The organism is Pectobacterium versatile (assembly GCF_020166435.1).
GTDB lineage: Bacteria > Pseudomonadota > Gammaproteobacteria > Enterobacterales > Enterobacteriaceae > Pectobacterium > Pectobacterium versatile.
On the sequence record NZ_JAINZP010000004.1, the window covers coordinates 248,175 to 274,412 of the forward strand.

General features: G+C 51.3%; 25 protein-coding genes and 1 pseudogene. 10 read left to right on the top strand and 16 right to left on the bottom strand.

Annotated features, from left to right (window positions below):
* Positions 1-427: 427 nt before the first annotated feature.
* The 7 genes from metK (at position 428) to ruvX (ending at position 5,899) form a co-directional block, all read left to right on the top strand.
* Positions 428-1,579, top strand: coding sequence for a methionine adenosyltransferase (gene metK / locus K7X24_RS07795; RefSeq protein ID WP_103971105.1), 1,152 nt, complete (start codon positions 428-430; stop codon positions 1,577-1,579).
* A 123-nt stretch (positions 1,580-1,702) separates the two neighbouring features.
* Complete coding sequence (locus tag K7X24_RS07800; RefSeq protein ID WP_224554081.1) at positions 1,703-2,215, top strand: SprT family zinc-dependent metalloprotease; 513 nt, start codon at positions 1,703-1,705, stop codon at positions 2,213-2,215.
* 96 nt (positions 2,216-2,311) lie between these two features.
* Entirely contained in the window at positions 2,312-3,010 is a 699-nt protein-coding gene (gene endA / locus K7X24_RS07805) for a deoxyribonuclease I (RefSeq protein WP_010285795.1), read from the top strand.
* A gap of 117 nt (positions 3,011-3,127) precedes the next feature.
* Entirely contained in the window at positions 3,128-3,862 is a 735-nt protein-coding gene (gene rsmE / locus K7X24_RS07810) for a 16S rRNA (uracil(1498)-N(3))-methyltransferase (RefSeq protein ID WP_224554083.1), read from the top strand.
* Positions 3,863-3,873: 11 nt separating this feature from the next.
* Complete coding sequence (gene gshB / locus K7X24_RS07815) at positions 3,874-4,833, top strand: glutathione synthase (protein ID WP_224554085.1); 960 nt, start codon at positions 3,874-3,876, stop codon at positions 4,831-4,833.
* Positions 4,834-4,916: 83 nt separating this feature from the next.
* Complete coding sequence (locus K7X24_RS07820; RefSeq protein WP_224554087.1) at positions 4,917-5,480, top strand: YqgE/AlgH family protein; 564 nt, start codon at positions 4,917-4,919, stop codon at positions 5,478-5,480.
* Positions 5,480-5,899, top strand: a complete 420-nt coding sequence (gene ruvX / locus K7X24_RS07825) for a Holliday junction resolvase RuvX (RefSeq protein WP_103861931.1) — start codon at positions 5,480-5,482, stop codon at positions 5,897-5,899. The genes K7X24_RS07820 and ruvX overlap by 1 nt, the downstream gene beginning before the upstream one ends.
* A 322-nt stretch (positions 5,900-6,221) precedes the next feature.
* On the opposite strand, the gene fbp is transcribed toward ruvX, so the two are convergent.
* Positions 6,222-7,226 carry a class 1 fructose-bisphosphatase gene (fbp, locus tag K7X24_RS07830; protein ID WP_224554088.1) on the bottom strand — a complete coding sequence of 335 codons (1,005 nt, stop codon included), beginning with the start codon at positions 7,224-7,226 and terminating at the stop codon, positions 6,222-6,224.
* Positions 7,227-7,395: 169 nt separating this feature from the next.
* Between fbp and mpl the strand changes: the two genes are divergently transcribed.
* A complete protein-coding gene (gene mpl / locus K7X24_RS07835) occupies positions 7,396-8,781 on the top strand; it encodes a UDP-N-acetylmuramate:L-alanyl-gamma-D-glutamyl-meso-diaminopimelate ligase (RefSeq protein WP_224554090.1) in 1,386 nt (461 codons plus the stop codon).
* 109 nt (positions 8,782-8,890) lie between these two features.
* Here mpl and K7X24_RS07840 read toward each other — a convergent pair whose 3' ends face one another.
* From K7X24_RS07840 to K7X24_RS07890, 11 genes and pseudogenes are all read right to left on the bottom strand, one after another.
* The gene (locus K7X24_RS07840) at positions 8,891-10,189 is read right to left on the bottom strand and encodes an adenylosuccinate synthase (RefSeq protein ID WP_224554092.1); all 1,299 of its coding nucleotides are present in this window, start codon (positions 10,187-10,189) and stop codon (positions 8,891-8,893) included.
* A 99-nt stretch (positions 10,190-10,288) separates the two neighbouring features.
* Positions 10,289-10,489 (bottom strand): DUF2065 domain-containing protein, encoded by a 201-nt coding sequence (locus K7X24_RS07845; RefSeq protein ID WP_010285804.1) that lies wholly within the window; start codon positions 10,487-10,489, stop codon positions 10,289-10,291.
* 124 nt (positions 10,490-10,613) lie between these two features.
* Positions 10,614-11,609 carry a protease modulator HflC gene (hflC, locus tag K7X24_RS07850; protein ID WP_039490670.1) on the bottom strand — a complete coding sequence of 332 codons (996 nt, stop codon included), beginning with the start codon at positions 11,607-11,609 and terminating at the stop codon, positions 10,614-10,616.
* A gap of 3 nt (positions 11,610-11,612) precedes the next feature.
* Positions 11,613-12,872, bottom strand: a complete 1,260-nt coding sequence (gene hflK / locus K7X24_RS07855; protein ID WP_224554094.1) for an FtsH protease activity modulator HflK — start codon at positions 12,870-12,872, stop codon at positions 11,613-11,615.
* A gap of 96 nt (positions 12,873-12,968) precedes the next feature.
* Entirely contained in the window at positions 12,969-14,249 is a 1,281-nt protein-coding gene (gene hflX, locus K7X24_RS07860; RefSeq protein WP_224554096.1) for a ribosome rescue GTPase HflX, read from the bottom strand.
* Between the two features lie 94 nt (positions 14,250-14,343).
* Positions 14,344-14,643, bottom strand: a complete 300-nt coding sequence (gene hfq, locus K7X24_RS07865) for an RNA chaperone Hfq (RefSeq protein ID WP_224554098.1) — start codon at positions 14,641-14,643, stop codon at positions 14,344-14,346.
* A 243-nt stretch (positions 14,644-14,886) separates the two neighbouring features.
* On the bottom strand, positions 14,887-15,822 hold the full coding sequence (gene miaA / locus K7X24_RS07870) for a tRNA (adenosine(37)-N6)-dimethylallyltransferase MiaA (protein ID WP_224554101.1): 936 nt from the start codon (positions 15,820-15,822) through the stop codon (positions 14,887-14,889).
* Positions 15,815-17,827 (bottom strand): DNA mismatch repair endonuclease MutL, encoded by a 2,013-nt coding sequence (gene mutL / locus K7X24_RS07875; RefSeq protein WP_224554103.1) that lies wholly within the window; start codon positions 17,825-17,827, stop codon positions 15,815-15,817. The genes miaA and mutL overlap by 8 nt, the downstream gene beginning before the upstream one ends.
* Before the next feature lie 51 nt (positions 17,828-17,878).
* On the bottom strand, positions 17,879-19,567 hold the full coding sequence (gene amiB / locus K7X24_RS07880) for an N-acetylmuramoyl-L-alanine amidase AmiB (protein ID WP_224554105.1): 1,689 nt from the start codon (positions 19,565-19,567) through the stop codon (positions 17,879-17,881).
* A complete protein-coding gene (gene tsaE, locus K7X24_RS07885; RefSeq protein WP_224554107.1) occupies positions 19,564-20,046 on the bottom strand; it encodes a tRNA (adenosine(37)-N6)-threonylcarbamoyltransferase complex ATPase subunit type 1 TsaE in 483 nt (160 codons plus the stop codon). The genes amiB and tsaE overlap by 4 nt, the downstream gene beginning before the upstream one ends.
* 5 nt (positions 20,047-20,051) lie before the next feature.
* Positions 20,052-20,668, bottom strand: a pseudogene (locus K7X24_RS07890) (NAD(P)H-hydrate dehydratase); the annotation flags it as partial.
* Between the two features lie 198 nt (positions 20,669-20,866).
* Here K7X24_RS07890 and ahpC point away from each other — a divergent pair.
* Together ahpC and ahpF are read left to right on the top strand one after the other, a co-directional pair.
* Positions 20,867-21,430 (top strand): alkyl hydroperoxide reductase subunit C, encoded by a 564-nt coding sequence (ahpC, locus tag K7X24_RS07895; protein ID WP_224554109.1) that lies wholly within the window; start codon positions 20,867-20,869, stop codon positions 21,428-21,430.
* A 95-nt stretch (positions 21,431-21,525) separates the two neighbouring features.
* On the top strand, positions 21,526-23,106 hold the full coding sequence (gene ahpF / locus K7X24_RS07900) for an alkyl hydroperoxide reductase subunit F (RefSeq protein ID WP_224554111.1): 1,581 nt from the start codon (positions 21,526-21,528) through the stop codon (positions 23,104-23,106).
* A 784-nt stretch (positions 23,107-23,890) separates the two neighbouring features.
* Here the strand turns inward: ahpF and queG are convergent.
* From queG to K7X24_RS07925, 4 genes are all read right to left on the bottom strand, one after another.
* Positions 23,891-25,030 carry a tRNA epoxyqueuosine(34) reductase QueG gene (gene queG / locus K7X24_RS07910; RefSeq protein WP_224554113.1) on the bottom strand — a complete coding sequence of 380 codons (1,140 nt, stop codon included), beginning with the start codon at positions 25,028-25,030 and terminating at the stop codon, positions 23,891-23,893.
* 131 nt (positions 25,031-25,161) lie between these two features.
* Complete coding sequence (locus K7X24_RS07915) at positions 25,162-25,416, bottom strand: acyl carrier protein (protein WP_224554115.1); 255 nt, start codon at positions 25,414-25,416, stop codon at positions 25,162-25,164.
* Between the two features lie 3 nt (positions 25,417-25,419).
* Positions 25,420-25,749 carry a hypothetical protein gene (locus K7X24_RS07920; RefSeq protein ID WP_224554117.1) on the bottom strand — a complete coding sequence of 110 codons (330 nt, stop codon included), beginning with the start codon at positions 25,747-25,749 and terminating at the stop codon, positions 25,420-25,422.
* 64 nt (positions 25,750-25,813) lie between these two features.
* Positions 25,814-25,984 carry a hypothetical protein gene (locus tag K7X24_RS07925; RefSeq protein ID WP_224554118.1) on the bottom strand — a complete coding sequence of 57 codons (171 nt, stop codon included), beginning with the start codon at positions 25,982-25,984 and terminating at the stop codon, positions 25,814-25,816.
* Between the last annotated feature and the right edge of the window lie 254 nt (positions 25,985-26,238).

The following is a 26,238-nucleotide window of genomic DNA, read 5'->3' on the forward strand; positions in this document are numbered from 1 at the left end:
TCGAATTTAAAGACAGGCAACGTCGAGAAACGGAAAAGAAGGGTTGAGTCGCGGACGCGGTAGCGTCAAAAGGGACATATTGCGAACGCAATATACTCAGTAAACAACGGATCATTAATCCTACCACCTCCACGTGCGCCGCAGGCTATGCGGTCAGCCATCAATAAAAAATTCAAGATGTCGCGGGTTGCATCACCGCCCGCCGTTTATACCTACATGCTGCTGGAAAAGCAAAATGAAAATTATCGCCAGTCATCTCTTGTAAAAGAAAAAATGGCCGATGGTAAAGGACGATGGCGCGCTAATGCGAAAAACTACTGGCACTGAGACCAAAAGGTGACCTAGAATAGCCATCCAGATGTTAATCCGTCTATACCGATTAACTGATACACTGCTTAACGACTTTGATTTGAAGGTAAAGAAACTCATGGCTAAACACCTTTTTACGTCCGAGTCAGTCTCTGAAGGACATCCTGATAAAATTGCTGACCAGATTTCTGATGCGGTTCTCGACGCCATTCTGGAGCAAGACCCAAAAGCGCGTGTCGCTTGTGAGACTTATGTAAAGACCGGCATGGTGTTAGTCGGTGGTGAAATTACCACCAGCGCCTGGGTCGATATTGAAGAAATTACCCGCCGTACCGTGCGTGATATCGGTTATGTCAATTCTGAAATGGGCTTTGATGCCAACTCTTGTGCCGTACTGAGCGCGATTGGCAAGCAGTCTCCTGACATCAATCAGGGCGTTGACCGCCGCGATCCGCTGGAACAAGGCGCAGGCGATCAGGGTCTGATGTTCGGTTACGCGACCAACGAAACCGACGTCCTGATGCCAGCACCCGTGACTTACGCACACCGTCTGGTTCAGCGCCAGTCAGAAGTCCGCAAGAGCGGTTCTCTGCCGTGGCTGCGCCCGGATGCGAAGAGTCAGGTTACATTCCTGTACGACGATGGCAAGATTGCTGGCATCGATGCCGTGGTGCTGTCTACCCAGCATTCAGAAGACATCAGCCAGAAAGATCTGCATGAAGCGGTGATGGAAGAGATCATCAAACCGGTTCTGCCTGCAGAATGGCTGACTGCCAATACCAAATATTTCATCAACCCAACCGGACGCTTTGTTATCGGCGGCCCAATGGGTGACTGCGGTCTGACCGGTCGTAAAATCATCGTTGATACCTACGGCGGCGCGGCACGTCACGGCGGCGGTGCATTCTCCGGTAAGGATCCGTCTAAAGTAGACCGCTCTGCTGCCTATGCTGCACGCTATGTTGCCAAGAATATCGTCGCGGCTGGCCTGGCCGATCGCTGCGAAATTCAGGTGTCCTACGCTATCGGCGTGGCAGAACCAACCTCCATCATGATCGAAACCTTCGGCACAGAGAAAGTGTCCACCGAGCAACTGACGCTGCTGGTGCGCGAATTCTTCGATCTGCGTCCTTACGGCTTAATCCAGATGCTGGATCTGCTGCATCCGATTTATCAGGAAACGGCTGCCTACGGTCACTTTGGCCGCGAACATTTCCCGTGGGAAAAAACGGACAAAGCCGCACAGCTGCGCGAAGCTGCGGGCCTGTAATTCGGCGATGCAATAAATACCAAACGGCGAATGAAAATTCGCCGTTTTTCATTCTAGCTCCCTGAATATTTCGCTTCAGCTTCCCTATTGCGTCTCCCTGCCACTCAATTTATGCTCACAGCAATGAACACACCCCGAATCCCCATTGCCAGCCATCAGGCTGTGATGCGCTGCCTGCGTGATAAATTGCAGCAGGCTAACCTCACTTTGCAAACGAACTACACCGAGCCAGCAGTAAATTACCAGCAACGCGGTTCAACCGCAGGAACGGCCTGGCTGCAACACTGGGAAATTCGGCTGAATCCTGTCTTGTTGCAGGAAAACCAGCAGGCCTTTATCGATGAAGTCGTTCCTCATGAACTGGCTCATCTGCTGGTCTATGCGCGTTTTGGCCGTGTCGCACCGCATGGCAAGGAATGGCGCTGGATGATGGAAAACGTGCTGAGCGTCCCGGCAAAACGCACGCATCGGTTTGCGATACAATCCGTACAGGGGAAAACCTTCACCTACCTGTGTGATTGCCAACGGCATGAGCTGACGATCCGTCGGCACAATCGGGTGCTGCGCGGCGAAACAGAATATCGCTGTCGTCGTTGCGGGAAAATCTTACGTCATGATGTAAAAAGTTCTATTTAAAAGGGAATTTCCAGTTTTAAAAACTGCTTTTGCATTTGCCTGCCGACGAGACATCCGGTAGTCTGCCAACTTTACAGCCTGTGGATTATTTGGAATATGCTACGCAAAATTCTCGCTATCGCCGCCGTGGGCGCGGGTCTGTTTTCGGCTACCGCGCTGGGTCAAAACATCAATAATTTTTCGCAGGCAAAAGCCGCCGCTGTCGACATTAATCGCGATGCGCCGGGCTCGTTCTACTGCGGCTGTAAGATTACGTGGCAGGGCAAGAAAGGTACGCCCGATCTTGAATCCTGCGGTTATCAGGTCAGGAAAAATGAACAGCGTGCCAGCCGCATCGAGTGGGAGCATGTTGTGCCCGCTTGGCAGTTCGGCCACCAGCGCCAATGCTGGCAAGACGGCGGCAGAAAGAACTGTAACAGCGACCCTGTCTACCGCGAGATGGAAACCGATTTGCATAACCTGCAGCCTGCTATCGGCGAGGTCAACGGCGATCGTGGCAATGCCATGTATGGGCAATGGAACGGTGGTGCATCCCAATATGGTCAATGCGAGATGAAGGTCGACTTCAAAAATAATCTGGCAGAACCGCCCGCTCGCGCTCGCGGCCAGATCGCTCGAACCTATTTCTACATGCGCGACCGCTATCAGTTACGCCTTTCCAGCCAGCAAACCCAGTTGTTCGAAGCCTGGGATAAACAATACCCAGTCACTCAGTGGGAATGTACCCGCAATCAGCGCATTGCCGCAAAACAGGGAAACCCAAATCCCTACGTTCAACAAGCTTGCCAGCGTTAGTTCGTCTACCTACTATAGCGAATCTGTTTCCAACAAAACCACCGCCAGATAACGGTGGTTTTGCCTATTTCTGGCGTTCCTATACCCGTTAATTTCATTCAAAGGTCTTAATTCAGCATGCGAGTACCACGCATTTTTCATCCCGAAACGCTCCCCCTTAACGGCGGTGAAGTCGAACTGAGTGACGATGCCGCCAATCATGTTGGTCGCGTGTTACGCATGACGACGGGTCAGTCATTGCAGCTGTTTGATGGCAGCAATCATGCCTTTGATGCAGAAATCATCGCGGCTGGCAAAAAGAGTGTGCGCGTTCGCTTCACAGCAGGTAAGTTGGAAGATAAAGAATCGCCCCTACATTTACATCTGGGACAAGTGATGTCACGCGGCGAGAAGATGGAATTTACCATTCAGAAATCCATCGAACTGGGCGTCAATGTGATTACCCCACTGCTTTCTGAACGCTGTGGCGTCAAACTGGATGCCGAGCGTATGGAGAAAAAAATTAGCCAGTGGCAGAAAATTGCGGTCGCCGCCTGTGAACAGTCCGGCCGCAATTGTGTGCCGTTGGTGAGGCCAGCGATGACGCTGGAAGCCTGGTGTGCAGAACAAGACAACGCGTTGAAATTGAATCTGCACCCACGCGCCACACAGAGCATCAATACGTTACCACTGCCGGTAGATCGGGTCAGGCTACTGATCGGCCCAGAAGGCGGACTCACCGCCGGTGAAATTATCATGACCTCAGAACACGGATTCACTGATATCCTGTTGGGGCCACGCGTCTTGCGCACAGAAACCACTGCACTCACCGCCATGACCGCCTTACAGGTACGTTTCGGCGATTTGGGGTAAAGGAGAAAAGAATGATCAAACTCGGTATCGTGATGGACCCGATTGACACCATCAATATCAAGAAAGACACCAGCTTTGCCATGCTGCTGGAAGCACAGCGCCGTGGTTGGGAACTGCATTATATGGAGATGAACGATCTCTATATGCATGCGGGCGTCGCGCGTGCAACAACGCGTCGCCTGAGCGTCCAGTACGATTACGACGGCTGGTACGATTTCTCCGGTGAACAGGATATTGCGCTGGAAGAGTTGGATGTGGTGCTAATGCGTAAAGATCCGCCGTTCGATACGGAATTCATCTACGCCACCTATATCCTTGAACGTGCGGAAGAGAAAGGCACGCTGATCGTCAACAAGCCGCAGAGCCTGCGTGATTGCAATGAGAAGCTGTTCACCGCCTGGTTCCCGCATCTGACCCCTGATACGCTCGTTACGCGTCGTGCAGACAAACTGCGTCAGTTCCATGAAAAACACGGCGACGTCATTCTCAAACCGCTCGACGGCATGGGCGGCGCGTCTATTTTCCGTTTGAAGCAGGATGATGCCAACGTCTCGGTCATCATCGAAACGCTGACCGAACACGCGACCCGCTACTGCATGGCGCAAAACTATCTGCCTGCAATTAAAGATGGCGACAAACGCGTACTGGTGGTTGATGGCGAACCTGTGCCTTACTGTCTGGCGCGTATCCCGAAAAGCGGTGAGACACGCGGCAATCTGGCAGCTGGTGGCCGCGGTGAAGCGCGTCCGCTGACCGAAAGCGACTGGAAAATTGCCCGAGACGTCGCTCCGACGCTAAAAGCCAAAGGCCTGATTTTCGTCGGTCTGGATATTATCGGCGACCGCCTGACAGAAATTAATGTCACCAGCCCGACCTGCGTGCGCGAAATCGAAGCAGCCTACCCAGATGTTTCCATCACTGGCATGCTGATGGATGCCATTGAAAAACGTCTGGCTGCACGTATCCGCTAATACCAGAGACACCTGACACACCATCCGGCCCGTGCAATACGGGCCGTTTCTCCAACGCTGACGGATATCGATTAAAATACACAATGAATTTACAGCATCACTTCCTCATTGCTATGCCAGCACTACAGGACTCTGTATTTAAACGTTCGGTGGTCTATATCTGCGAACATAATGAAGACGGAGCCATGGGGCTGATCATCAACAAACCGATGGATCAGTTTTCCGTGGAAAATGTGCTGAAAAAGCTAAAAATAGACCCGACACCGCGCGATCCTGCCATTCGATTGGATAAACCCGTCTTCATAGGCGGCCCACTGGCCGACGATCGTGGCTTTATTCTGCATACGCCCTGCCCCGGATTTGGTTCCAGCATCAGTATTTCTGAGGACACCATGATCACCACGTCCAAAGACGTGCTGGAAACGCTAGGCACGCCCCAACAACCGAAAAATACGCTGGTCGCCTTAGGCTATTCCGCCTGGGAGAACGGCCAACTGGAAGAAGAACTGCTGGAGAATGCCTGGCTGACGACGCCTGCCGATGAAGACATTCTGTTCCACACGCCGATTGCCGAACGCTGGCGGGCAGCGGCCAGGAAGTTGGGCATCGATATTCATAATATCTCCACTGAAGTAGGACATGCCTGATGAGCAGCAGAACCATTCTTGCCTTTGATTTTGGGACAAAAAGTATCGGTGTCGCTATCGGTCAGGAGATTACCGGTACGGCACGCGCACTGACATCGTTCAAGGCGCAGGAAGGAATACCCGACTGGCAAAAAGTGGAGAAGCTGTTGTCAGAATGGCAGCCCGATCTGGTCGTCGTCGGCCTGCCGCTCAACATGGATGGCACCGAGCAACCACTGACGGCACGGGCACGGAAGTTCGCTAACCGACTGCATGGCCGTTTTGGCATCGCTATTGAGTTACACGATGAACGCTTGAGTACAGTGGAAGCGCGAGCCGATCTCTTCGAACGCGGTGGCTTTAAAGCGCTGGATAAAGGTAGCGTAGACGCGGCTTCTGCGGTGATTATTCTGGAGAGCTGGTTCGACGCACAGCTTTAAAAGACAATCCCGTGTAGCCGAGGATCCGACCACACGGGACTATACCCGTCATACTTCAAATTGCATGTGCGTTGGCTGCGCTCAAATACTTGGCCCGTCGTGGGCCTCGCCCTAAAGGGCCGCAGCAAGCAGCGTTCAAATCTACTCCAGGCAGATTTGTCACCCGAATCACTTACCTATGTAAGCTCATCGGGATGAAATGAGAGACATCCTGTCTCTCACCGGAGGCCAGCCTTTGGCTGGTCAAATTCGTTCCTGACGAATTTGTCCTTCCCTTGCCGCCTGCCTGAAATTTGAATTATTTAGGGTATATAGATGTTAATTAGGTATCTGGGAATTCACGGATGAAACGTTCGACATCATCAACCATAGATTCTGTTCCTACGAAGAACGGTGAGCGCTGATGCAGTTTCTCTGGCGTGATATCCAGAATACGGTTTTTACCGTCGCTGGCCTTGCCGCCTGCCTGCTCCGCCAGAAACGCCATCGGGTTGCACTCGTATAGCAAACGCAGTTTGCCTTTCGGATAGCTCGCCGTGCTCGGGTACAGGTAAATCCCGCCTTTCAGCAGATTACGGTGGAAATCTGCGACCAGTGAGCCGATGTAACGCGACGTATAAGGACGCTGCGTCTCTTCATCCTGCTCCTGACAGTATTTGATGTATTTCTTCACGCCAGCAGGAAACTTGATGTAGTTCCCTTCGTTGATGGAATACATATTCCCTTTTTCTGGGAAGCAAACTTTTTCATGCGAGAGACAGAATACACCGAGCGACGGATCGTAGGTAAAGGCGTGAACGCCGTGACCCGTGGTATACACCAGCATGGTAGAAGAACCGTAAACGATGTAGCCCGCAGCAACCTGCTGACTACCCGGCTGTAAGAAGTCAGCTTCCGTGACTGACGTTCCCAGCGGCGTAATACGGCGATAAATAGAGAAAATCGTACCGACGGAGACGTTCACATCAATATTCGACGAACCGTCCAGCGGATCCATCAGAACCACATACTTGGCATTTTCCGCCTTATCACCTTCAAAGATAACAATTTCGTCTTCTTCTTCGGAGGCAATACCTGCTACTTCACCACGCGCTTTTAATGCAGCTTTCAGTTTCTCATTGGCATACAGATCGAGCTTCATCTGTACTTCGCCCTGAACATTAGAAATACCGCTGGCTCCCAGGATATCAACCAGACCCGCTTTATTGATATCACGGTGAATAATCTTGGCACCCAGTTTAATAGCAGACAGCAGCGCGGTAAGCTCACCTGTGGCGTGAGAGAAATCGTGCTGTTTTTCGACGATAAATTCGCCTAACGTTTTCATAACACTATTCCAGAATCTACGGATGAAAAGCGGTTTCATTTCTGCACCGCCAACGTTTGCGCATGCAGTGTAGCCCAAAGAGAAAGTGAGTACCTAGTCAAATCCATTTCTTATGGCGGATTCATAGCGTTAGAATGTGACACAGACTCACTGTGAAGATGGAAAATGTATGCGTATTCATATTTTAGGTATCTGCGGCACCTTTATGGGTGGCCTTGCCCTGCTTGCTCGTTCGCTGGGGCATGACGTCACAGGCTCAGATGCAAATGTTTATCCCCCCATGAGTACCTTACTTGAAGAGCAGGGAATCACGCTGATTCAGGGCTACGATCCGGCACAGCTTAGCTCCGTGCCTGATTTAGTCATCATCGGTAATGCGATGACGCGCGGAAACCCGTGTGTCGAGGCCGTACTGGAACAGGGATTACCTTACGTTTCCGGTCCACAGTGGCTGCATGATTATGTGCTGCGCGATCGCTGGGTGATTGCCGTTGCAGGAACGCATGGCAAAACCACCACGGCGGGGATGGTCACCTGGATTCTGGAAGATTGCGGCTACCAGCCAGGCTTTGTGATCGGTGGCGTTCCCGGCAACTTCACCGTTTCCGCACGCTTGGGTGACAGCCCGTTCATGGTGCTCGAAGCCGATGAATATGATTGCGCATTCTTCGACAAGCGTTCCAAATTCGTACACTACTGCCCAAGAACGCTGGTGCTCAACAATCTTGAGTTCGATCACGCCGACATCTTTGACGATCTGAAAGCCATTCAGAAACAGTTCCATCATCTTGTACGACTGGTGCCGAGCAGCGGGAAGATCATCCTGCCAACCAACGACCTTAACCTCAAACAGGTGATGGGAATGGGATGCTGGAGCGAGCAGGAACTGGTCGGCGAAGAAGGCACATGGCGGGCACAAAAAGTGTCGACCGATGCCAGCCAATATCAGGTTTACCTGAATAAGGAACTCGTCGGTGAAGTCCACTGGAAGCTGGTGGGTGAACACAACATGCACAACGGGCTGATGGCCATCGCTGCCGCTCACCACGTCGGCGTGCTACCCGCAGATGCCTGCCGCGCGCTGGGCGGATTTATCAACGCGCGCCGCCGCCTTGAATTACGCGGTACAGAGCATGGCGTCACCGTTTATGACGATTTCGCGCACCACCCGACTGCGATTCTGGCGACGCTGTCGGCGCTACGTAGCAAGGTTGGCGGCACGGCTCGTATTCTGGCCGTACTTGAACCCCGTTCAAACACCATGAAATTGGGAATGTGCAAAAATGAACTGGCGCCGTCATTAGGTCGCGCCGATGAAGTTTTCCTATTCCAGCCCACACATATTCCGTGGCAGGTCGTAGAAGTCGCGGAAGCCTGCGTACAGCCCGCTCACTGGAGCGCGGATATTGATACGTTGGTAGAAAACATCGTCAAAACCGCACAGCCTGGCGACCATATTCTGGTGATGAGCAACGGCGGGTTCAGCAACATCCACAATAAGCTGCTGGATAGCCTGAAGAACAAAGCGCGGAAGGCGAAAGAAGCTCAGGAATAACAGGTAGAAGCCGTTGTTGCTTACATCACGGCGGCTAAACAGTAGACAGCAAAAAGGACGGGAACCCCGTCCTTTTTCATCTTCGCATCACCCGTTAAGGGTGGCAAAATCAAGCGTCGAACGGATCGCGCAACACCATCGTTTCGCTACGATCTGGGCCAGTAGAAATAATATCAATCGGCACACCAGTGATTTCTTCGATACGTTTGATGTAGTTCAGCGCAGCCTGCGGCAGTTTGCTGTGATCTTTCACGCCAAACGTGCTTTCAGACCAACCCGGCACTGTTTCGTAAATCGGCTCAAGACCTTCCCAGCCTTCAGCAGCCAGCGGAGTAGTATCCACTTCGGTGCCATTCGGCAAACGATAGCCTACGCAGATTTTAATCTCTTTCAGACCGTCCAGAACATCCAGCTTAGTCAGGCAGAAACCAGACAGCGAGTTGATCTGTACCGCACGACGTACGGCAACCGCATCCAGCCAGCCGGTACGACGACGACGACCCGTTGTCGCGCCAAATTCGTTACCTTTCTGAGACAGATACTCACCCACTTCTTCAAACAGCTCAGTCGGGAATGGACCTGCACCTACACGGGTAGAGTAAGCTTTAACGATACCCAGTACGTAGTCTACATAGCGAGGACCCAGACCAGAACCGGTAGCAACGCCGCCCGCAGTGGTGTTTGAGGAAGTCACGTACGGATAAGTACCGTGGTCGATATCCAGCAGCGTACCCTGCGCGCCTTCAAACATGACGAAATCGCCACGCAGGTGTGCTTTGTACAGCAGATCGGAAACATCAACGACCATCGCGGTCAGAATATCGGCAATCGCTAACACGTCGTCCAACACTTTCTGGTAGTCGACAGCATCCGCTTTATAGTAGTTAACCAACTGGAAGTTATGGTATTCGACGATCTCTTTCAGTTTGACGGCAAAGGTTTCTTTATCAAACAGATCGCCAACGCGCAGGCCACGGCGAGCAACTTTATCTTCATACGCAGGGCCGATACCGCGGCCAGTCGTACCAATTGCTTTCGCACCACGCGCTTTTTCACGCGCGTTATCCAACGCAACGTGATAAGGCAGAATTAACGGACAGGCTTCAGAAAGCAGCAGACGTTCGCGTACCGGGACGCCACGCGCTTCAAGCTCCGTCATTTCTTTCATCAATGCGTCAGGCGCCAGCACAACACCGTTACCGATGATGCTAACAACATTTTCACGCAGAATGCCAGAAGGAATTAAATGAAGGACGGTTTTTTCACCGTTGATAACCAGCGTGTGGCCAGCGTTGTGTCCGCCCTGATAGCGCACAACATATTTAGCCCGTTCAGTCAGCAGGTCAACGACCTTGCCTTTACCTTCGTCACCCCATTGGGTGCCCAGTACGACGACGTTCTTACCCATTTCAAGAATCACCAGGTTGCTTAAAAAAGGATTCTACCATCTCATTTGGATGCTTTCAGTACTTTTAGCACACGATTGCGCACATTTTTCCGCTTAATTTTAGCCACCCATCCGGCTACGCAACATGTAGTAGATCACGCACCCTGCAACAACTATTCCGCCGCCAAAACGGCGCAAAATAGTATCCGGCAACTGCGCTATTCCCAAAATCATACGTCGCCAGAGTCGAGGAAACAGCAGCGGCCCCAGCCCTTCAAGCACCAAAACCAGCCCAAGCGCCAGCCAAATCGTTGAATTCATAACCCCCCCTTTTCCCACTTCGAATACAAGCAGGAGCAAACCCTTAGACATATCTCTGCCAGAAAATGGCAAAAAAAAGCCCGGAGAAAGAACCCGGGCTTGATGGGACGTCAGTTAATGACTATCAGCGGCGTGGTACCATGCTGCTGTCCGGCGACTTCATGTAGCGGAAGAAGTCGCTATCCGGGCTGAGAACCATGACGTCCTGATTATTACTGAAGCTGCTTTCGTAAGCACGCAGGCTACGAACGAAAGAGTAGAAGTCAGGATCTTCACTGAATGCGTTAGCGAACAGTTTCGCCGCTTCGGCATCCCCTTCACCACGGGTAATACGCCCTTGACGCTCAGCTTCAGCCAGCGTACGGGTAACTTCATAGTCTGCCGTCGCTTTCAGCTTTTCAGCTTCTTCCTGACCTTGTGAACGGTGGCGACGCGCTACCGCTTCACGCTCTGCACGCATACGTTGGTAAATAGCGTCAGACACTTCAGTTGGCAGGTTGATTTGCTTAATTCGCACATCGATAACCTCAATACCCAGCGCAGCCATGCTGTTAGGGTTGATGTGAGGCTCGTTGCTCGCCGTCTCTTTCTCGACACGTGCAGCAGCAGAAGCAATCGCATTATCGGCCTCGGTCGTTTCACCGGTACCCGTATTCAGCGCTTCACGCACGTCGGACATCAGTTGACCACGTGAGTCGGTAACGATGCCTTTTACATCCAGACGACCAATCTCGGAACGCAGACGGTCACTGAATTTACGTTTCAGCAGTACTTCAGCCTGAGAGATGTCACCACCGCCCGTTGCCAGATAATAGCGGCTGAAATCGCTGATACGCCATTTCAGGTAGGAATCGACAATCAGGTCTTTTTGCTCTTTAGTGATAAAGCGGTCAGCCTGGTTTTCCATAGTCTGAATACGCGCATCCAGCATTTTCACTGAATCGATAAATGGAATCTTGAACTGCAATCCCGGCGCATAAATCAGCGGTTTGTTGTCGTCATCACGCAATACTTTGCCAAAACGCATCACGATGCCGCGCTGGCCTTCCTGCACCACAAACAGTGACGCATAGACCACCATCAGTACCAGGATCAGGATAAATAGTAAGGGCTTACGCATCGATTATTCTCTCCCTACTCGAGTGAAGTCATCACGCTGCGCATTTGCTCTGCGCTGATCCATGATATTTCCATTGTTACTGCTGCGCGTCTGGTTGCTATTCGTCGCACCGCTGCTGTTGCCAGGCAAACGCAGTGGGCTAGCGCTGCTGCTGTTATTGCTTTGCGTATTGTCACTGCCTTGTCCACGCAGCATCTGATCCAACGGCAGCACCATCAGGTTGCCCCCCTTGTCATTGACCAGAACTTTACGGGTATGACTCAGCACGCGTTCCATGGTTTCGATATACAAACGCTCGCGGGTGATTTCAGGGGCCGCTTTATATTCCGGTAAGACTCTGGCAAAACGGGCAACTTCACCCTGAGCTTCCAGAACAGTACGGGTTTTATAAGCGCGAGACTCTTCCAGAATACGCTGAGCCTGACCGTTGGCACGCGGTTGCACTTCGTTCGCGTAGGCTTCCGCTTCACGAATATACTGCTGTTCGTTTTCACGCGCGGCAATCGCATCATCAAACGCGGCCTTCACTTCTTCCGGCGGACGCGCGGTCTGGAAGTTGACGTCCAGCAGCGTGATACCCATGTTGTACGGACGAACGGTTTCTTCCAGTACACGCTGAGTATCTGTACGCACAATGGTACGGCCTTCCGTCAAAATTTTGTCCATCGTGTACTTACCAATAACGCCGCGCAGCGCGCTGTCAGTTGCCTGACGCAGGCTGTCATCCGCATTGGTTACACTGAACAGATATTGTTCTGGCTGCGTGACACGATACTGCACGTTCATTTCAACGCGCACGACGTTTTCATCTGACGTCAACATCACGCCCGACGTCGCCAGTTCACGCACCGATTCAACGTTCACCGCGCGAACAGAATCGATAAAGGTCGGTTTCCAGTTAAGACCCGGACCAACCAAATGGCTGAACTTACCAAAGCGCGTGACGACACCGCGTTCCGCTTCTTTAATGGTATAGAAACCAGTAGCAGCCCAGATGACAACCGCAGCGACGGCAGCGATACCGACGATCCGGCCACCCAATGCTGGGCCACCAGAATTTCCACTGTTGCTTGAGCCAGAACCTTTTCCGCCACCCAGATCGCTGAGTTTTTTGCTCAGTTTACGGAAGATGTCGTCCAGATCCGGCGGCCCCTGATCTCGGCCACCTTTATTGTTATTTCCGCCAGAGTTGCCGCCATTATTGCTGCTGCTCCCCCACGGGTCGCGGTCTTGTCCGTTATTACCGGGCTGATTCCACGCCATGTTTTAGCTCCATTCTTTATGATAGGTGTTCTTCAGGTTCAATATCCCAGAGTCCGTCAGACTATTTCACCGTTCAGACTGTTTATGCCAGTCAAATCAGACAATATAGTCCATCAGTTCCTGCTCTTTTTTGCAGAGGCGGCGCCAGTCAGCAATCGGCATACGAATAACCAGACCAATTTGCCCATCCTCTTCAATCCATTCTTTTTCTATTGCCTGAAGCTGGTAAAAACGACTACGCAAGCGTCCTGCCTGCGGGGGAAGATGCAAGGTATGTTGTGCGATTTCCCCGGAAAGTCGCTCAGTCAATGCCTGAAATAGCAACGGAATACCGTCTCCGGTCTGTGCTGAAAGCCAGACCCGTACCGGTAGATTTTCTTCGTTGCGATCGATACGCGGAACGAAATCATCCAGCATATCAATCTTGTTCATTACCAACAGCGCAGGTATTTCATCTGCCTCAATTTCCGCCAGTACGTCATCAACCGCATCAATATTCTCGTCAAGACGAGGGTCTGCGGCATCAACAACGTGCAACAGCAGCGAGGCCTGACGTGTTTCCTGTAGTGTAGCCTTAAACGCAGCCACCAAATCGTGAGGTAACTGCCGGATAAAACCTACGGTATCCGCCAGCACTGTATCACCGACATCATCCACTTGAATGCGGCGCAATGTTGGATCCAGAGTGGCAAATAACTGATCGGCGGCATAAACGCCTGCCGATGTAATCTTGTTAAACAGCGTGGATTTACCCGCGTTGGTATAGCCCACCAGCGAAACGGTGGGAACATCGGCACGAACCCGCGACCGACGCCCCTGTTCACGCTGTTTTTCTACCCGTTCGAGACGCGACAGTATCTGACTGATACGGTTACGCAATAAACGACGGTCGGTTTCAAGCTGGGTTTCACCCGGGCCACGCAGACCAATACCGCCTTTCTGACGTTCAAGGTGCGTCCAACCGCGAACCAACCGGGTTGCAAGGTGGCGCAGCTGTGCCAGTTCTACCTGTAATTTCCCTTCGTGAGTACGCGCACGCTGGGCAAAAATATCTAAAATCAATCCGGTACGGTCGATTACTCGGCACTCGCACAAACGCTCCAGATTACGCTCTTGGGCCGGCGTCAGTGCATGATCAAACAGCACGACAAACGCGCCAGTTTCTTTTACTGCCTGAGCAATTTCTTCGGCTTTGCCTTCCCCAACAAAATACTTGGGATGAGGAGCCTTACGGCTACCAGTAACAACCTGCAAAGACTCGATACCGGCAGAAGAAACCAGAGACTCAAACTCCAGCAGATCTTCCGTATCTCTATCTTGCGAGAAATAAATATGAACTAATATGGCCCGTTCACCTGATTCATAACGGTCAAACAAGCGAGTAACCTCTCAAACGAGCAAAAAACACCACAGCGAAGGGGCCGAGCGATGCGTCCAGCTCTCCCGCGCCGTGGTGAATTGACAATACGCCTTACTCGGCGTCATCAGCTTCTGGCGACTGCTGCTGAGCAGTCGTGTTACTACCGTGATAGTTGTTGCTGCCGCCTGGATTGTTGCTATGGTGAGAGACTGGGCGAGAAGGAACAACTGTAGAGATAGCGTGCTTATAAACCATCTGACTGACCGTGTTTTTCAACAAAATCACGAACTGATCGAAAGATTCGATCTGACCTTGCAACTTAATACCGTTCACCAAATAAATCGAAACCGGAACACGTTCACGACGCAAAGCGTTCAAGAACGGATCTTGCAAAGATTGCCCCTTAGCCATTCTATATTTTCCTTATTTGTATGTTGTTTGTAACAAAGAACCCTATGGCTCTAAAATAACGGTGTAAAAAACTTGCACGCTGAGACTCATCGATTGTACACAATCACTCAACCTATGCACTAACAACCTGTCCACTCGTCATACTTCAAGTTGCATATGCGTTGGCTGCGCTCACTCACCCGAATCACTTACCTGAGTAAGCTCATCGGGACTCCTTCCCTTGCCGCCTTTCTGAAACTTGAATTATTTAAAGTGTATTACCTTGTCCAGTGCTTCAATCGGTTTTTCGCTATCCAGCCAGCAGACATCGTCCCAACCGCGCAGCCAGGTCATTTGCCGCTTCGCTAACTGACGCGTCGCACAAATTCCCCGATAAACCATCTCATCGTAATCAATTTCACCGGATAAATATGACCACATCTGGCGATAACCAACGCAACGAACAGAGGGCATATCCGTATGAAGGTCTTGCCGAGCAAACAATGTCCGGGCTTCTGTCTCAAAACCTGCCGCCAACATCTGATGAAAACGCTGTTCAATCCGCTCATGCAACAATTCACGCGTCGCTGGGGCGATAGCAAACTGATGAACCTGATAGGACAGCGCGTCGCCAGACGTTTTTGTCAGTTCAGTTAAAGTGTTACCTGAAACGAAAAAAACTTCCAGTGCTCGCGAGAGTCTCTGCGGATCATTTGGATGAATCCGAATGGCAGCTACCGGATCGATCTCACTGAGCTGCCGATGCATCGCTTCCCAGCCGATTTCTTTTGCCTGCTCTTCAATGCGTTGACGTACGGCGGCATCGGCTGACGGCAGAGGAGAAAGTCCCTCCAGCAGCGCCTTGAAATACAGCATCGTCCCCCCGACTAACAGGGGAATGCGCCCAGCAGCGGTAATGTCCGCCATCTCACGTAACGCATCGCGGCGAAAATCAGCCGCAGAATAGGATTCTGTCGGATCGAGAATATCGATTAACCGATGCGGGGCCAATGCCAGCTCTTCCGCACTCGGTTTCGCCGTCCCAATATCCATATCTTTATAGATGAGGGCGGAATCTACGCTAATCAACTCTACCGGCAAATATTCTCGTAACGCCATTGCCAATGCCGTTTTTCCTGACGCCGTCGGCCCCATGATAAAAATGGCGGGCGGCAACGACATTTGTTCTACATCACTCATGCTTTAAAGCCTTGATGGCATCCTGGATGTCCATCATCGATAAAAGTTCAGACGGCGGCGTTTTCGCCAACTGCGGACAAAGCCGCTCGACATCCGCCAGTAATTGTATGGCCTGAGAATGGCTCCAGCTTTCCTGCTCACTCTGCAATCGCGTTGCCATCCACGATGCCAATTCACCAGGCTCCACCTGCTGTGTTTCAACCGTCTGATAGTCGGCCAGATAGCCTATCAGTTCAGAGATCAAGTTTTGTAAATTTTGTTGGCGCAATGGTAAAGGTACGGCACGCAATGTGGCACGCTGTGACTCAACCACGACTTCAATACCAAAACGCGCCAGCAAAGCATGATGGGCAGACAAAACGTTCAGCTCAGATTTACTCAACGTCAGGCGCTGAGGAATCAGCAACGGCTGCGCCCGCAACCCTTCTTCCGACGGCGTCAACTGCACCGCTTTCAGATAACGTTCAGCAACGGAAAGCGACAGCATCGCCAAGCCCTTATGGTACTCCAACAGCGCGTAGCACGGCGGATAAACCGTCAATACTCGCCCAAAACCGTTTGATTGGCTTTCCAGCGGTGATTCAACCGGCGCACGTTGTTTGTTATTGCTGGCTGCAATGTTATCCGTCGTGGTTCGATTTGGCGGTGCGTCATGCGATACCGTGGATGGGACAACCCTATCCGACGACATAATGTGATTCGACGGTACAGAAATACGCTCGCCAGACGGCGGCGGTGCACTTGCTGCGCTATCCGTCGGTTGCAGCAAGGTTTTATACAGCTCACCCTGCTTTTTCTGGTACGGATTCTCTGGCTGATAGCCGGAATAGGCCGATTCTTTCGCCTGACCGGAATGACCCGCGCGCGGCGTTTTCCCACCATACGATGGCGAACTATCGGTACGTGACGGCTGGGCAAAGTGGTTTTCACCTGCGGCGATACGGTTTTCCTGCTGCCATTGCACGGGTTTCCCGGTCTCCGGCTCTGTCATGCCAAGTGCCGGTGAGGATGCCTGTTGCAGAACGGACATCACGGCCTGATAGATAAAGTCATGCACCAACCGAGCCTGATGGAACCGTACCTCATGCTTGGCAGGATGCACATTCACATCAACCTGATGCGGGTCGATCTCCAGATACAGCACATAGGCGGGCTGCTGATCGCCACTAAGCTGATCTTGATAGGCCTGTCGGATGGCATGATTAATCAGCCGATCGCGCATCATGCGCTGGTTCACATAGCAGTACTGCATATCAGGCAGTTGCTTGGCGCCAACCGGGTCGGCAACCCAGCCATGAATAGTGAGATCGCCGTGTTGCCATGACACCGCGAGCGCATGCTGTAAGAATGTCGCACCACAAATACTACCCAACCGGCGCTCATACTGGCTTTTATCCGGCGCAGCACGATACTGCCGCATCAGCTTACCGTTATGATGCAGCGTGATGGCGACAGCGAAACGCGCCAGCGCGATGCGGCGCACAACCTCATCAATATGGGTGAATTCGGTTTTTTCCGTGCGCATAAATTTACGGCGGGCGGGCGTGTTATAAAACAGATCCAACACTTCCAGCGTGGTGCCCACAGGATGGGCAGCTGGCTTGACTGTCACCGCCATGTCGCGCCCTTCGGCGTAGGCCTGCCAGGCCTCGGACTGTTCGGCAGTGCGCGATGTCAGCGTTAAACGGGAGACGGAACTGATACTTGCCAACGCTTCGCCACGGAACCCCATACTGACGATCGCTTCCAGATCGTCGAGCGTGGCAATTTTACTGGTCGCATGACGCGCCAACGCCAGCGTTAATTCATCTTTTCCGATGCCTGAACCGTTGTCACGAATGCGAATCAGCTTCGCACCGCCGCGTTCTATGTCGATATCAATCCGGGTCGCCCCTGCATCCAGACTGTTTTCCACCAGTTCCTTCACGACCGAAGCCGGACGTTCGACCACTTCTCCGGCGGCGATTTGGTTAGCCAACTGCGGTGGCAACACCTGAATCGGCATGGCGTATCCCTCTTACTATCCTCAATCTATCGACATCGTCAGCATGAAGAATCAGGCGGACGGTATAATCAGCGTTTGCCCCAGCTGTACCGTACCAGAGCGCATATTATTCGCCTGTTGGATCACTTTCATACTGACACCGTAACGGGCAGCAATCGCACTCAGGCTATCACCCTTTACAACCTTATGCTTCACCGGCACAGCCTTTTGGGGCGCGGGCGTTGATGCCGTCTGCTTCGTCCCTGTCGCCGGAATATTCAAACGCTGCCCAACCCAGACGATGTCCTTGTTTAACTTATTCACATCACGCATGGCTGCGAGGCTGACGCCATAACTCCGAGCAATCGAAGAGAGCGTTTCGCCACGCGCAACGGTATGACGCGTACTACCCGCACTCGCTTTTGCCGCAGTTACGTTACCGCCTGGCGTTTCTTTATCACTTGCCGCCGACTGTAGTGGGCGGCTTTCCTGCTTTGGGAGAGTGTTTTTGGGAACGGATTGCATCGGGTGTGTTTGGAAATAACTTCTCAGCCCCTGATAAATCGCATTGGCGAGTTTTTCCTGATAGTCGTTACTCCCCAAGAGCCGCTCTTCTGAGACATTAGTGATAAACCCAGTTTCCACCAGCAGAGAAGGAATATCTGGCGAGCGCAACACCCCCAAACTGGCGTGCTCAGGACGTCGTTTATGCAGCCCTCCAACACGCTGGAGCTCACGCAGCACCTTGGTCGCGACGTCATACCCAACGCGCTGGGAGTGACCAAATTGCAGATCCAACACCGCCTGGCTGAGGTAAGGGTCCGCGCTGCTGTTCGCCAGCAGATCGCCCGCGCCGCCCAACAGTTCAGACTGTTTCTCATGCTGTTCCAGCCAGTTTGCCATTTCGCTGTTTGCGCGGCGGTTGGACAGCACCCAGACAGAGGCACCTTTAGCATTGCGGTTCGGCGCAGCATCCGCGTGAATCGATACTAACAGGTTCGCGCCCTGCTTACGCGCCACGTCCGAACGCCCCATGACGGAGATAAAGTAGTCGCCATCACGCGTCAGCACGCCTTTAAAGGCCGGATCGCTATTCAGTAAGGCTTGTAATTTACGCGCGATAGAAATGGTGACATTTTTCTCCCGCAGCCCGTTCGTCCCAATCGCACCAGGATCTTGTCCACCGTGACCGGCATCAATCGCCACAACAATCCGTTCATTACCCTGTCGGGCCGGCACTCGCGTAGTAGACGACGCATTGCTATTCACGACAACAGTAGGCTTGTTGGTAAACGGATTTTTGGCGGGTTCTGTCGGCGCACTATTTTGCTGTCGTGAAGCCGGAGGCGCTGAGGCTTGTACCGTTTTCGCTTTATCACCCGTGATGGTGAAGACAACAACGTAACCCGAGCCTTCTTTTTGCGTCACCGCCCGCGTTTTCGCCGCCTGGGTCAAATCCAGTACCAAACGCAGGCTTTGTGCGTCCTGCGCGTTGCTGGTTCGCACACGCTTAATCAGATTTTGCCCGCTGAAATCCAACGGCAAGCCCTGAATGACGCCAGTCTGACGAATATCGATGACCACTCTGGCGGGGTTACTGAGCGGGAAAAAAGCATAAATAGGCTGACCACTAAAGCTCAGACGCACCGTGGCCTGGCCTGACGCATTATCCACCTTGATATCAGACAGATTGGCTGCCCACGCCGTTCCTGCCAGTAACAGCCATACACCGATGAACAGCTTAACCATACGACTCATCATGATTCTGTTGTTCCTGGCTGAAGAGAAAAACGTTGTAACATCGCGTCTCCCGTCGCAGAGACAGCGGACAGTTCAGCCTGTCGGCCCTGATCCTGATAGCGCAAATGCAGTTCGATATCCGCATCGGGCAGCACGCCAGCACCCTGCTGCGGCCATTCAATCAGACAAATGGCATCCTGCGTCAGATAATCGCGGATCCCCATAAACTCCAACTCTTCTGGGTCGGCCAGTCGATAGAGATCAAAATGGTAAACTGCCAGCGGCAATAACGCATAAGGCTCGACCAGCGTATAAGTGGGGCTTTTGACATTGCCCTGATGACCACGCGCTTGCAGAAAACCACGACTAAACGTCGTTTTCCCCGCACCAAGGTCGCCATAAAGGTGGATAACACAAGCGCCGTCGCAGGCTTTCGCCAGCGCCGTGCCTAAAGAGATCGTTGCTGCCTCATCCGGCAGAAGTAAGACTATTCTTTTCATTCTATCTATTGTTCTAAAAACATCGGTTCTAAAAACATCGGTTCCGGATTAACATATCGGAACAACACAGGCAATAAATCGGTTGCCAGCAAACCGCCAACGATACCCGACAGCACATCCCCCATGCCACCTGTCGCCATGCTGGGGTTCCCCACATCAGCAATGGCAACCTCGTCTCGCTCGCTGGCAATCACCGTTCCCGCACCTTTCAATACGACAACACCACCATAGCGTTTTACCAACTTTGTGACCGCAAGTAAGCGATCACTTTCACTATCAGAGGCGCGGCAATTCAGTAAACGTGCCGCCTCGCCGAGGTGAGGTGTCAGCACGCGATTCTGCCGCTTATGCGGATTGATTGCCAGCAGGTTAAGCACATCCGCATCTCATAACACGGGTTTATTACAATTTTCTGCCGAGCGCCGTGCATTTTTACTCCATTTATTCTGCCCTAAGCATGGCCCAACCACCACGACATTAGCTTATAGCCGCCCTTATCACCGCGTTTCTGTCGTCAACGCTTGTAAGCTCACATCGTCAGTAACGCGGCTTGGTATTGTTTGTGAGTAAGTACTCGCACTAGGCCTGCACCGCAGATTGAAGGAGAATTCTCTGCCACGAAACAAAGAACAATTCGATTCCCTCGCTACCAAGTATTGTTGTCTATGTTCATTAAAGCGATTTTTAATACATCGAGTACACCCGACATAATAGACCGCAAGTTAGGTATGACTTATTGATTCGATAAAGACAACGGATTGGTGATAGCGATCACATTTCTGTACTTTAGCTACATGCAAAAACACATGAGGATAAAGTGATGTCAGTAATTAACACCCAAGTTAAACCATTCAAAAACATGGCATTCAAAGACGATCAATTCATTGAAGTGACTGAGAAGAGTATCGAAGGAAAATGGAGCATATTCTTTTTCTATCCAGCTGACTTTACGTTTGTTTGCCCGACCGAACTGGGCGATGTCGCTGACTACTACGACGAATTCCAACAGCGTGGCGTAGAAATCTACTCGGTTTCCACCGACACCCACTTCACGCACAAAGCGTGGCACAGCAGCTCTGAAACGATTGGTAAAATCAAATACACCATGATTGGTGACCCAACGGGCCAGCTGACGCGCAACTTTGAAAACCTGCGTGAAGCAGAAGGTCTGGCCGATCGCGGTACGTTCATTGTTGACCCACAGGGCATCATCCAAGCGGTAGAAATCACAGCGGAAGGTATTGGTCGCGACGCGTCTGATCTGCTGCGCAAAGTGAAAGCCGCTCAGTACGTAGCCTCTCATCCAGGTGAAGTGTGCCCAGCAAAGTGGCAAGAAGGCGAAACCACTCTGGCACCGTCTCTAGATCTGGTTGGAAAAATTTAAAACATACGCTAGCACCTCGGAAAAATTGATTTTTTTGTCGGGTGCATAGCACCCGATTTTTCTTTTGTACCCACTTGCCTAATTAAGGACGACTGATGCTCGACAATACGATGAAAGTCCAGTTGAAAGCCTATCTGGAAAAATTAACCAAACCTGTTGAGTTGATTGCGGCTCTGGATAACTCCGCTAAATCTGCTGAAGTCAGAACCTTGCTGGCTGAGATCGCTGAATTGTCCGAACGGGTAAGTTTTATTGAAGATAATACGTTAGTTGAAAAGAATGGCCTACCAGCGCGTAAGCCTTCGTTTCTGATTACCAATCCAGGTTCCCAAAGCGGCCCGCGTTTTGCCGGCGCGCCGATGGGACACGAATTTACCTCCCTGATTCTAGCGTTATTGCAGATGGGGGGCCATCCGTCGAAAGAAGCGAAAGAATTACTCGATCAAATTCGCCATCTTGACGGTTCGTTCCACTTTGAAACCTATTACTCGCTGTCCTGCCACAACTGCCCGGACGTGGTGCAGGCGCTGAATTTAATGGCGGTGTTGAATCCGAATATCACCCATACCGCAATTGACGGCGGCGTGTTTCAGGATGAGATTCAAAACCGTAACGTCATGGGCGTTCCCACCGTTTTCCTGAATGGCGAACACTTCAGCCAGGGGCGGACGAGCTTGGCTGAGATTGTGACTAAAATCGATACCGGCGCGGGCGCTAAACAGGTTGAGAAGCTGAACCAGCGTGACGTCTATGATGTGTTAATCATCGGTAGCGGTCCGGCGGGGGCCGCAGCGGCGGTCTATTCGGCGCGTAAAGGCATCCGTACTGGGTTAGTCGGCGAGCGCTTTGGCGGCCAGGTATTGGATACTGTCGATATCGAAAACTACATTTCTGTCCCGAAAACGGAAGGTGCCAAACTGGCGACCGCGCTGAAGAGCCATGTTGATGACTACGATGTTGACGTGATTGACGCGCAGAGTGCAGAGGCCCTCATTCCTGGTGGCGAACCGGGTAAACCGCATCAGGTGATCACCGCATCCGGCGCGACGCTGACAGCGCGCAGTGTGATCATTGCGACCGGCGCACGCTGGAGAAACATGAATGTACCCGGCGAAGATCAGTACCGTACGCGTGGCGTAACGTACTGCCCGCACTGTGATGGCCCGCTGTTTAAAGGCAAACACGTTGCAGTGATTGGCGGCGGAAACTCCGGTGTAGAAGCGGCTATCGATCTGGCTGGCGTGGTGAAACATGTCACATTGCTTGAGTTTGCTCCAGAACTGAAAGCAGATTCTGTATTACAGGAAAAAGTGCGTAGCCTGCCGAACGTTGACATCATTCTGAATGCGCACACCACAGAAGTGAAAGGCGATGGGCAGAAGGTGACGGGGCTGAGCTATAAAGATCGTATTACCAATACGGTGCATGATTTAGCGCTGGAAGGGATCTTCGTGCAGATTGGCCTGCTGCCTAACACTCACTGGCTGGAAGGTACGGTAGCCAGAAACCGCATCGGTGAAATTGAGATCGATGCCAAGTGCGAAACCAGCGTGAAGGGGGTATTTGCTGCCGGTGACTGTACGACAGTACCGTACAAGCAGATCATTATCGCGACTGGGGAAGGCGCAAAAGCGTCCTTGAGCGCATTTGATTACTTGATCAGAACCCGTACCTAAATAGCTTCGCCAAATAGTCGAGCACTTGAAGGGAACTCAGTCCGAGTGGAGCGATCTGATCAATCGCCAAATCAAAATAAATCACCAACCGGACTGAGCAATGTCGATCATGAAACGATAACGCGCAATCATCGGTGCTGGTATATGTGGCAGTTACTGGAACAGGTAACGCAATTTATGAATGCAGCTTCACCGTTTCCCAGCAATCAACCTAGCCCTGGCTAAAGTGGAGCGGTAATATGAGAAGCTATTTAGCATCAGCCTATAGGAGACGATAAGGAGACATATTTGTCACCATTCTGTTTCTCTGGCGATGTTCTTAGCTTTCTGCGCGGCGATGCTTCATAAAAAGAGGCGTCGCCGCATTTTGCTTTTCATCTAAATTTCTCTTTTGATCATAAAAATTAGAGTTCCCCCCCTTGCCAAGGGGTAATAACAAATTCATAATGTCGGCCGTTTGTCCTATTGCCCATCTTTCTTTGTTGTCTACGCCGCTTAGTATTTCGAGCGTTGGCGTTAATTCAAGTCACATTATTTTTTTATCAGTTAATAAAAAATTTATATTCTTTTTAACAGACTTATCCACAGACAGACTGTTGTTTATTTATTGTTCACACTATATTTTTGATAAAATGGTGTAGCATATCCTATTGATATTTATTAATAATTTTTACTTATAAAATATTGTGACGTTTGCTTTTACTTTTCTTGACAGTTGATTGTCAACGGTTTTTTTATTTATTCACAGCCTGTGCGACAAACTGATGACAACCATTTTGACCGCTCATGCATCGCGCGGTAATCCTTTCTCTACTGCACGAATAAGTCGTTTTTTCTGCGTGGATTGGACGTCAATTTCCAGTGACGCGCGACGTTCCAACTGCTGATGAATCGCCCAGTAGATATGCTCATCCAACAGTTCGCTTTCGCCCAAACGGGCTTGCAATGCCAGTACGATACTACCCTGATAGGGGGCATTCCCCAGTGCGACAGCAATATTGCGTAACCAGCGGAGATGGCCGATGCGCCTGATGGACGATCCTTCCGTAATTCGCAGAAATTTCTCTTCATCCCAGCCAAATAGTATCAGCAGTTCTGGCGTATGCAGCACGGCACGCGGGCTGAAATCAGCTTCGTCGGTGAGCTGTGAAAACCGATTCCACGGGCAAATAAGCTGACAATCATCGCAACCATAGATGCGATTACCCATCAGCGGACGAAATTCTTCCGGAATCGAACCTTCCAATTCGATGGTCAGGTAGGAAATGCAGCGTCGGGCATCGACAGTGTATGGAGCGACAATTGCGCCTGTTGGACAGGTAGTCATGCAGGCAATACATCGACCGCACTGCTCTTCCTGCGGCCGATCGATAGGCAGGGGTAAATCGATCAGAAGTTCACCGAGAAAGAACCAAGAGCCTGCTTCTCTATTCAGAATTAGTGAGTGTTTACCAACCCAGCCAAGCCCAGCTTTCGCAGCCAAAGGACGCTCCATAATAGGAGCAGAATCGACGAAGGGGCGAAAATTCAGTTCACCGCAGTATTCCTGAATCTGATCGCCGAGTTTTTTCAGACGCTGGCGTAATAGCTTGTGGTAATCGCGACCCAGTGAGTAGCGGCTGACGTAGCCGAACTGTGGATTCTTTAGGGTACTGGCGAATGCGGCTTTGGTGGGCAGATAATTCATACGTACGCTGATGACGCGCAGTGTACCAGGCAACAGTTCGTGCGGACGCGCTCGCAGCATGCCATGACGCACCATCCAGTCCATTTCTCCGTGGTATTGCTTATCTAGCCAGGCTTGAAGCCGAGGCTCTTCTGTGGACAGATCGGTGTCGCAAATGCCAACCTGCTGGAACCCTAATGTCTGTCCCCATTGTTTGATGTGCCGCGCTAATTCATTAAGATCGTAGGGGTATGACATGATGAACCGTAAAAATATACTGTATAACCCGATTTTATCACAAAATAAGAATACCTCTGAGGCACGTGGTTCACGATATTCAGGTAAGCAGCTATTGCTCCGGTTTCCCGAAGCAATAGCTCAATGAATATTTACCGTCTAAACTCCGCCATCATAAATTCAACAACCTGCTCCACGGTTAGATCACTTGTGATTTGTGAACGATCTAGCACCAAGCCAAGATCTTCCAGTTTTATCAGAAAATCAACTAACTCCACAGAGTCCATTGCAATATCTTTAATCAAGCTATCCTGTGCTTTAATTTCATCAGGGGCTATGCCGTTAACCTGATAAATAACATCACATATCAATGCAAACACATTATCTTTCATGAGCAATGCATTCAATCTTCACCTCCGCAGATTTTTAAGTTGTTCCAGCTTTTTTTGGAACTCTAAAGGCTCTGTTGGCTGGTTATTTATGGATCGCTCCTCAAGTTTGCTGAATACAGAAAAATCTCTGTTTTTTAACGCCGCAAATTTTTCATACAGTTCCTGTCGTTCGCTGTTCGCTACCGAATGTTCATCCCGACTGAGCTGTCTGGTAAAATGCAGTGGACGATTATCACGTGAATTGAAAATATCGCGAGTACGGCTTCGGGGATAAACATCACCTTTCCCAGTATTCGCCCGCTGTGTTGTTGGCTCTTCTACACTGGTACGATGCCCATCACCTTTCATAACGGATGTCCGCAAACTACTTTCGGTGTTTCCCTGCGAAACGATGGAGGTTGACGATGGTGTGTTATGCCGTGCGTCCTGTGTCCGCACAAGTTGCGGCGAAATTAATTGCGAAGTCGCAGAGATTGACGGCGCTATAGCTGGTGCGATCTTCCCAGAAGCTATGCCACTCGCAGGCGGTACCGGAGCCAAACCAGGACTGACTCGTTCTAAGATCGATTGCTGCGCTCTCCATTGCTGAACACCTTGGAGCAGATCGGTCTCTGAGTAAGATCCTTGTTTCATCAAATCCCGAAGATTGTTCTGTAAAGTAAGCTCCGCAGGCGTGAGGATAATTTTAGCACCAGTCGGTGATATAGATTCCCCCTCACTCGTAACAAAGGGCTGCGGACCATTCTGACGTGAAGTTGATGGCGTCACAGGCGTTGCTGATGCACGCGCTGTTGATGCGTCCATTGAAGCTGAACCACGCGCAGGCTGTTTCAGTGT

What these genes read in the sequence shown, in the direction of transcription:
- metK (WP_103971105.1), top strand. Translation starts at nt 428, where the DNA reads ATGGCTAAACACCTTTTTACGTCCGAGTCAGTCTCTGAAGGACATCCT.
- K7X24_RS07800 (WP_224554081.1), top strand. Translation starts at nt 1,703, where the DNA reads ATGAACACACCCCGAATCCCCATTGCCAGCCATCAGGCTGTGATGCGC.
- endA (WP_010285795.1), top strand. Translation starts at nt 2,312, where the DNA reads ATGCTACGCAAAATTCTCGCTATCGCCGCCGTGGGCGCGGGTCTGTTT.
- rsmE (WP_224554083.1), top strand. Translation starts at nt 3,128, where the DNA reads ATGCGAGTACCACGCATTTTTCATCCCGAAACGCTCCCCCTTAACGGC.
- gshB (WP_224554085.1), top strand. Translation starts at nt 3,874, where the DNA reads ATGATCAAACTCGGTATCGTGATGGACCCGATTGACACCATCAATATC.
- K7X24_RS07820 (WP_224554087.1), top strand. Translation starts at nt 4,917, where the DNA reads ATGAATTTACAGCATCACTTCCTCATTGCTATGCCAGCACTACAGGAC.
- ruvX (WP_103861931.1), top strand. Translation starts at nt 5,480, where the DNA reads ATGAGCAGCAGAACCATTCTTGCCTTTGATTTTGGGACAAAAAGTATC.
- fbp (WP_224554088.1), bottom strand. Translation starts at nt 7,226, where the DNA reads ATGAAAACGTTAGGCGAATTTATCGTCGAAAAACAGCACGATTTCTCT.
- mpl (WP_224554090.1), top strand. Translation starts at nt 7,396, where the DNA reads ATGCGTATTCATATTTTAGGTATCTGCGGCACCTTTATGGGTGGCCTT.
- K7X24_RS07840 (WP_224554092.1), bottom strand. Translation starts at nt 10,189, where the DNA reads ATGGGTAAGAACGTCGTCGTACTGGGCACCCAATGGGGTGACGAAGGT.
- K7X24_RS07845 (WP_010285804.1), bottom strand. Translation starts at nt 10,489, where the DNA reads ATGAATTCAACGATTTGGCTGGCGCTTGGGCTGGTTTTGGTGCTTGAA.
- hflC (WP_039490670.1), bottom strand. Translation starts at nt 11,609, where the DNA reads ATGCGTAAGCCCTTACTATTTATCCTGATCCTGGTACTGATGGTGGTC.
- hflK (WP_224554094.1), bottom strand. Translation starts at nt 12,872, where the DNA reads ATGGCGTGGAATCAGCCCGGTAATAACGGACAAGACCGCGACCCGTGG.
- hfq (WP_224554098.1), bottom strand. Translation starts at nt 14,643, where the DNA reads ATGGCTAAGGGGCAATCTTTGCAAGATCCGTTCTTGAACGCTTTGCGT.
- miaA (WP_224554101.1), bottom strand. Translation starts at nt 15,822, where the DNA reads ATGAGTGATGTAGAACAAATGTCGTTGCCGCCCGCCATTTTTATCATG.
- mutL (WP_224554103.1), bottom strand. Translation starts at nt 17,827, where the DNA reads ATGCCGATTCAGGTGTTGCCACCGCAGTTGGCTAACCAAATCGCCGCC.
- amiB (WP_224554105.1), bottom strand. Translation starts at nt 19,567, where the DNA reads ATGATGAGTCGTATGGTTAAGCTGTTCATCGGTGTATGGCTGTTACTG.
- tsaE (WP_224554107.1), bottom strand. Translation starts at nt 20,046, where the DNA reads ATGAAAAGAATAGTCTTACTTCTGCCGGATGAGGCAGCAACGATCTCT.
- ahpC (WP_224554109.1), top strand. Translation starts at nt 20,867, where the DNA reads ATGTCAGTAATTAACACCCAAGTTAAACCATTCAAAAACATGGCATTC.
- ahpF (WP_224554111.1), top strand. Translation starts at nt 21,526, where the DNA reads ATGCTCGACAATACGATGAAAGTCCAGTTGAAAGCCTATCTGGAAAAA.
- queG (WP_224554113.1), bottom strand. Translation starts at nt 25,030, where the DNA reads ATGTCATACCCCTACGATCTTAATGAATTAGCGCGGCACATCAAACAA.
- K7X24_RS07920 (WP_224554117.1), bottom strand. Translation starts at nt 25,749, where the DNA reads ATGAAAGGTGATGGGCATCGTACCAGTGTAGAAGAGCCAACAACACAG.
- K7X24_RS07925 (WP_224554118.1), bottom strand. Translation starts at nt 25,984, where the DNA reads ATGGAGAGCGCAGCAATCGATCTTAGAACGAGTCAGTCCTGGTTTGGC.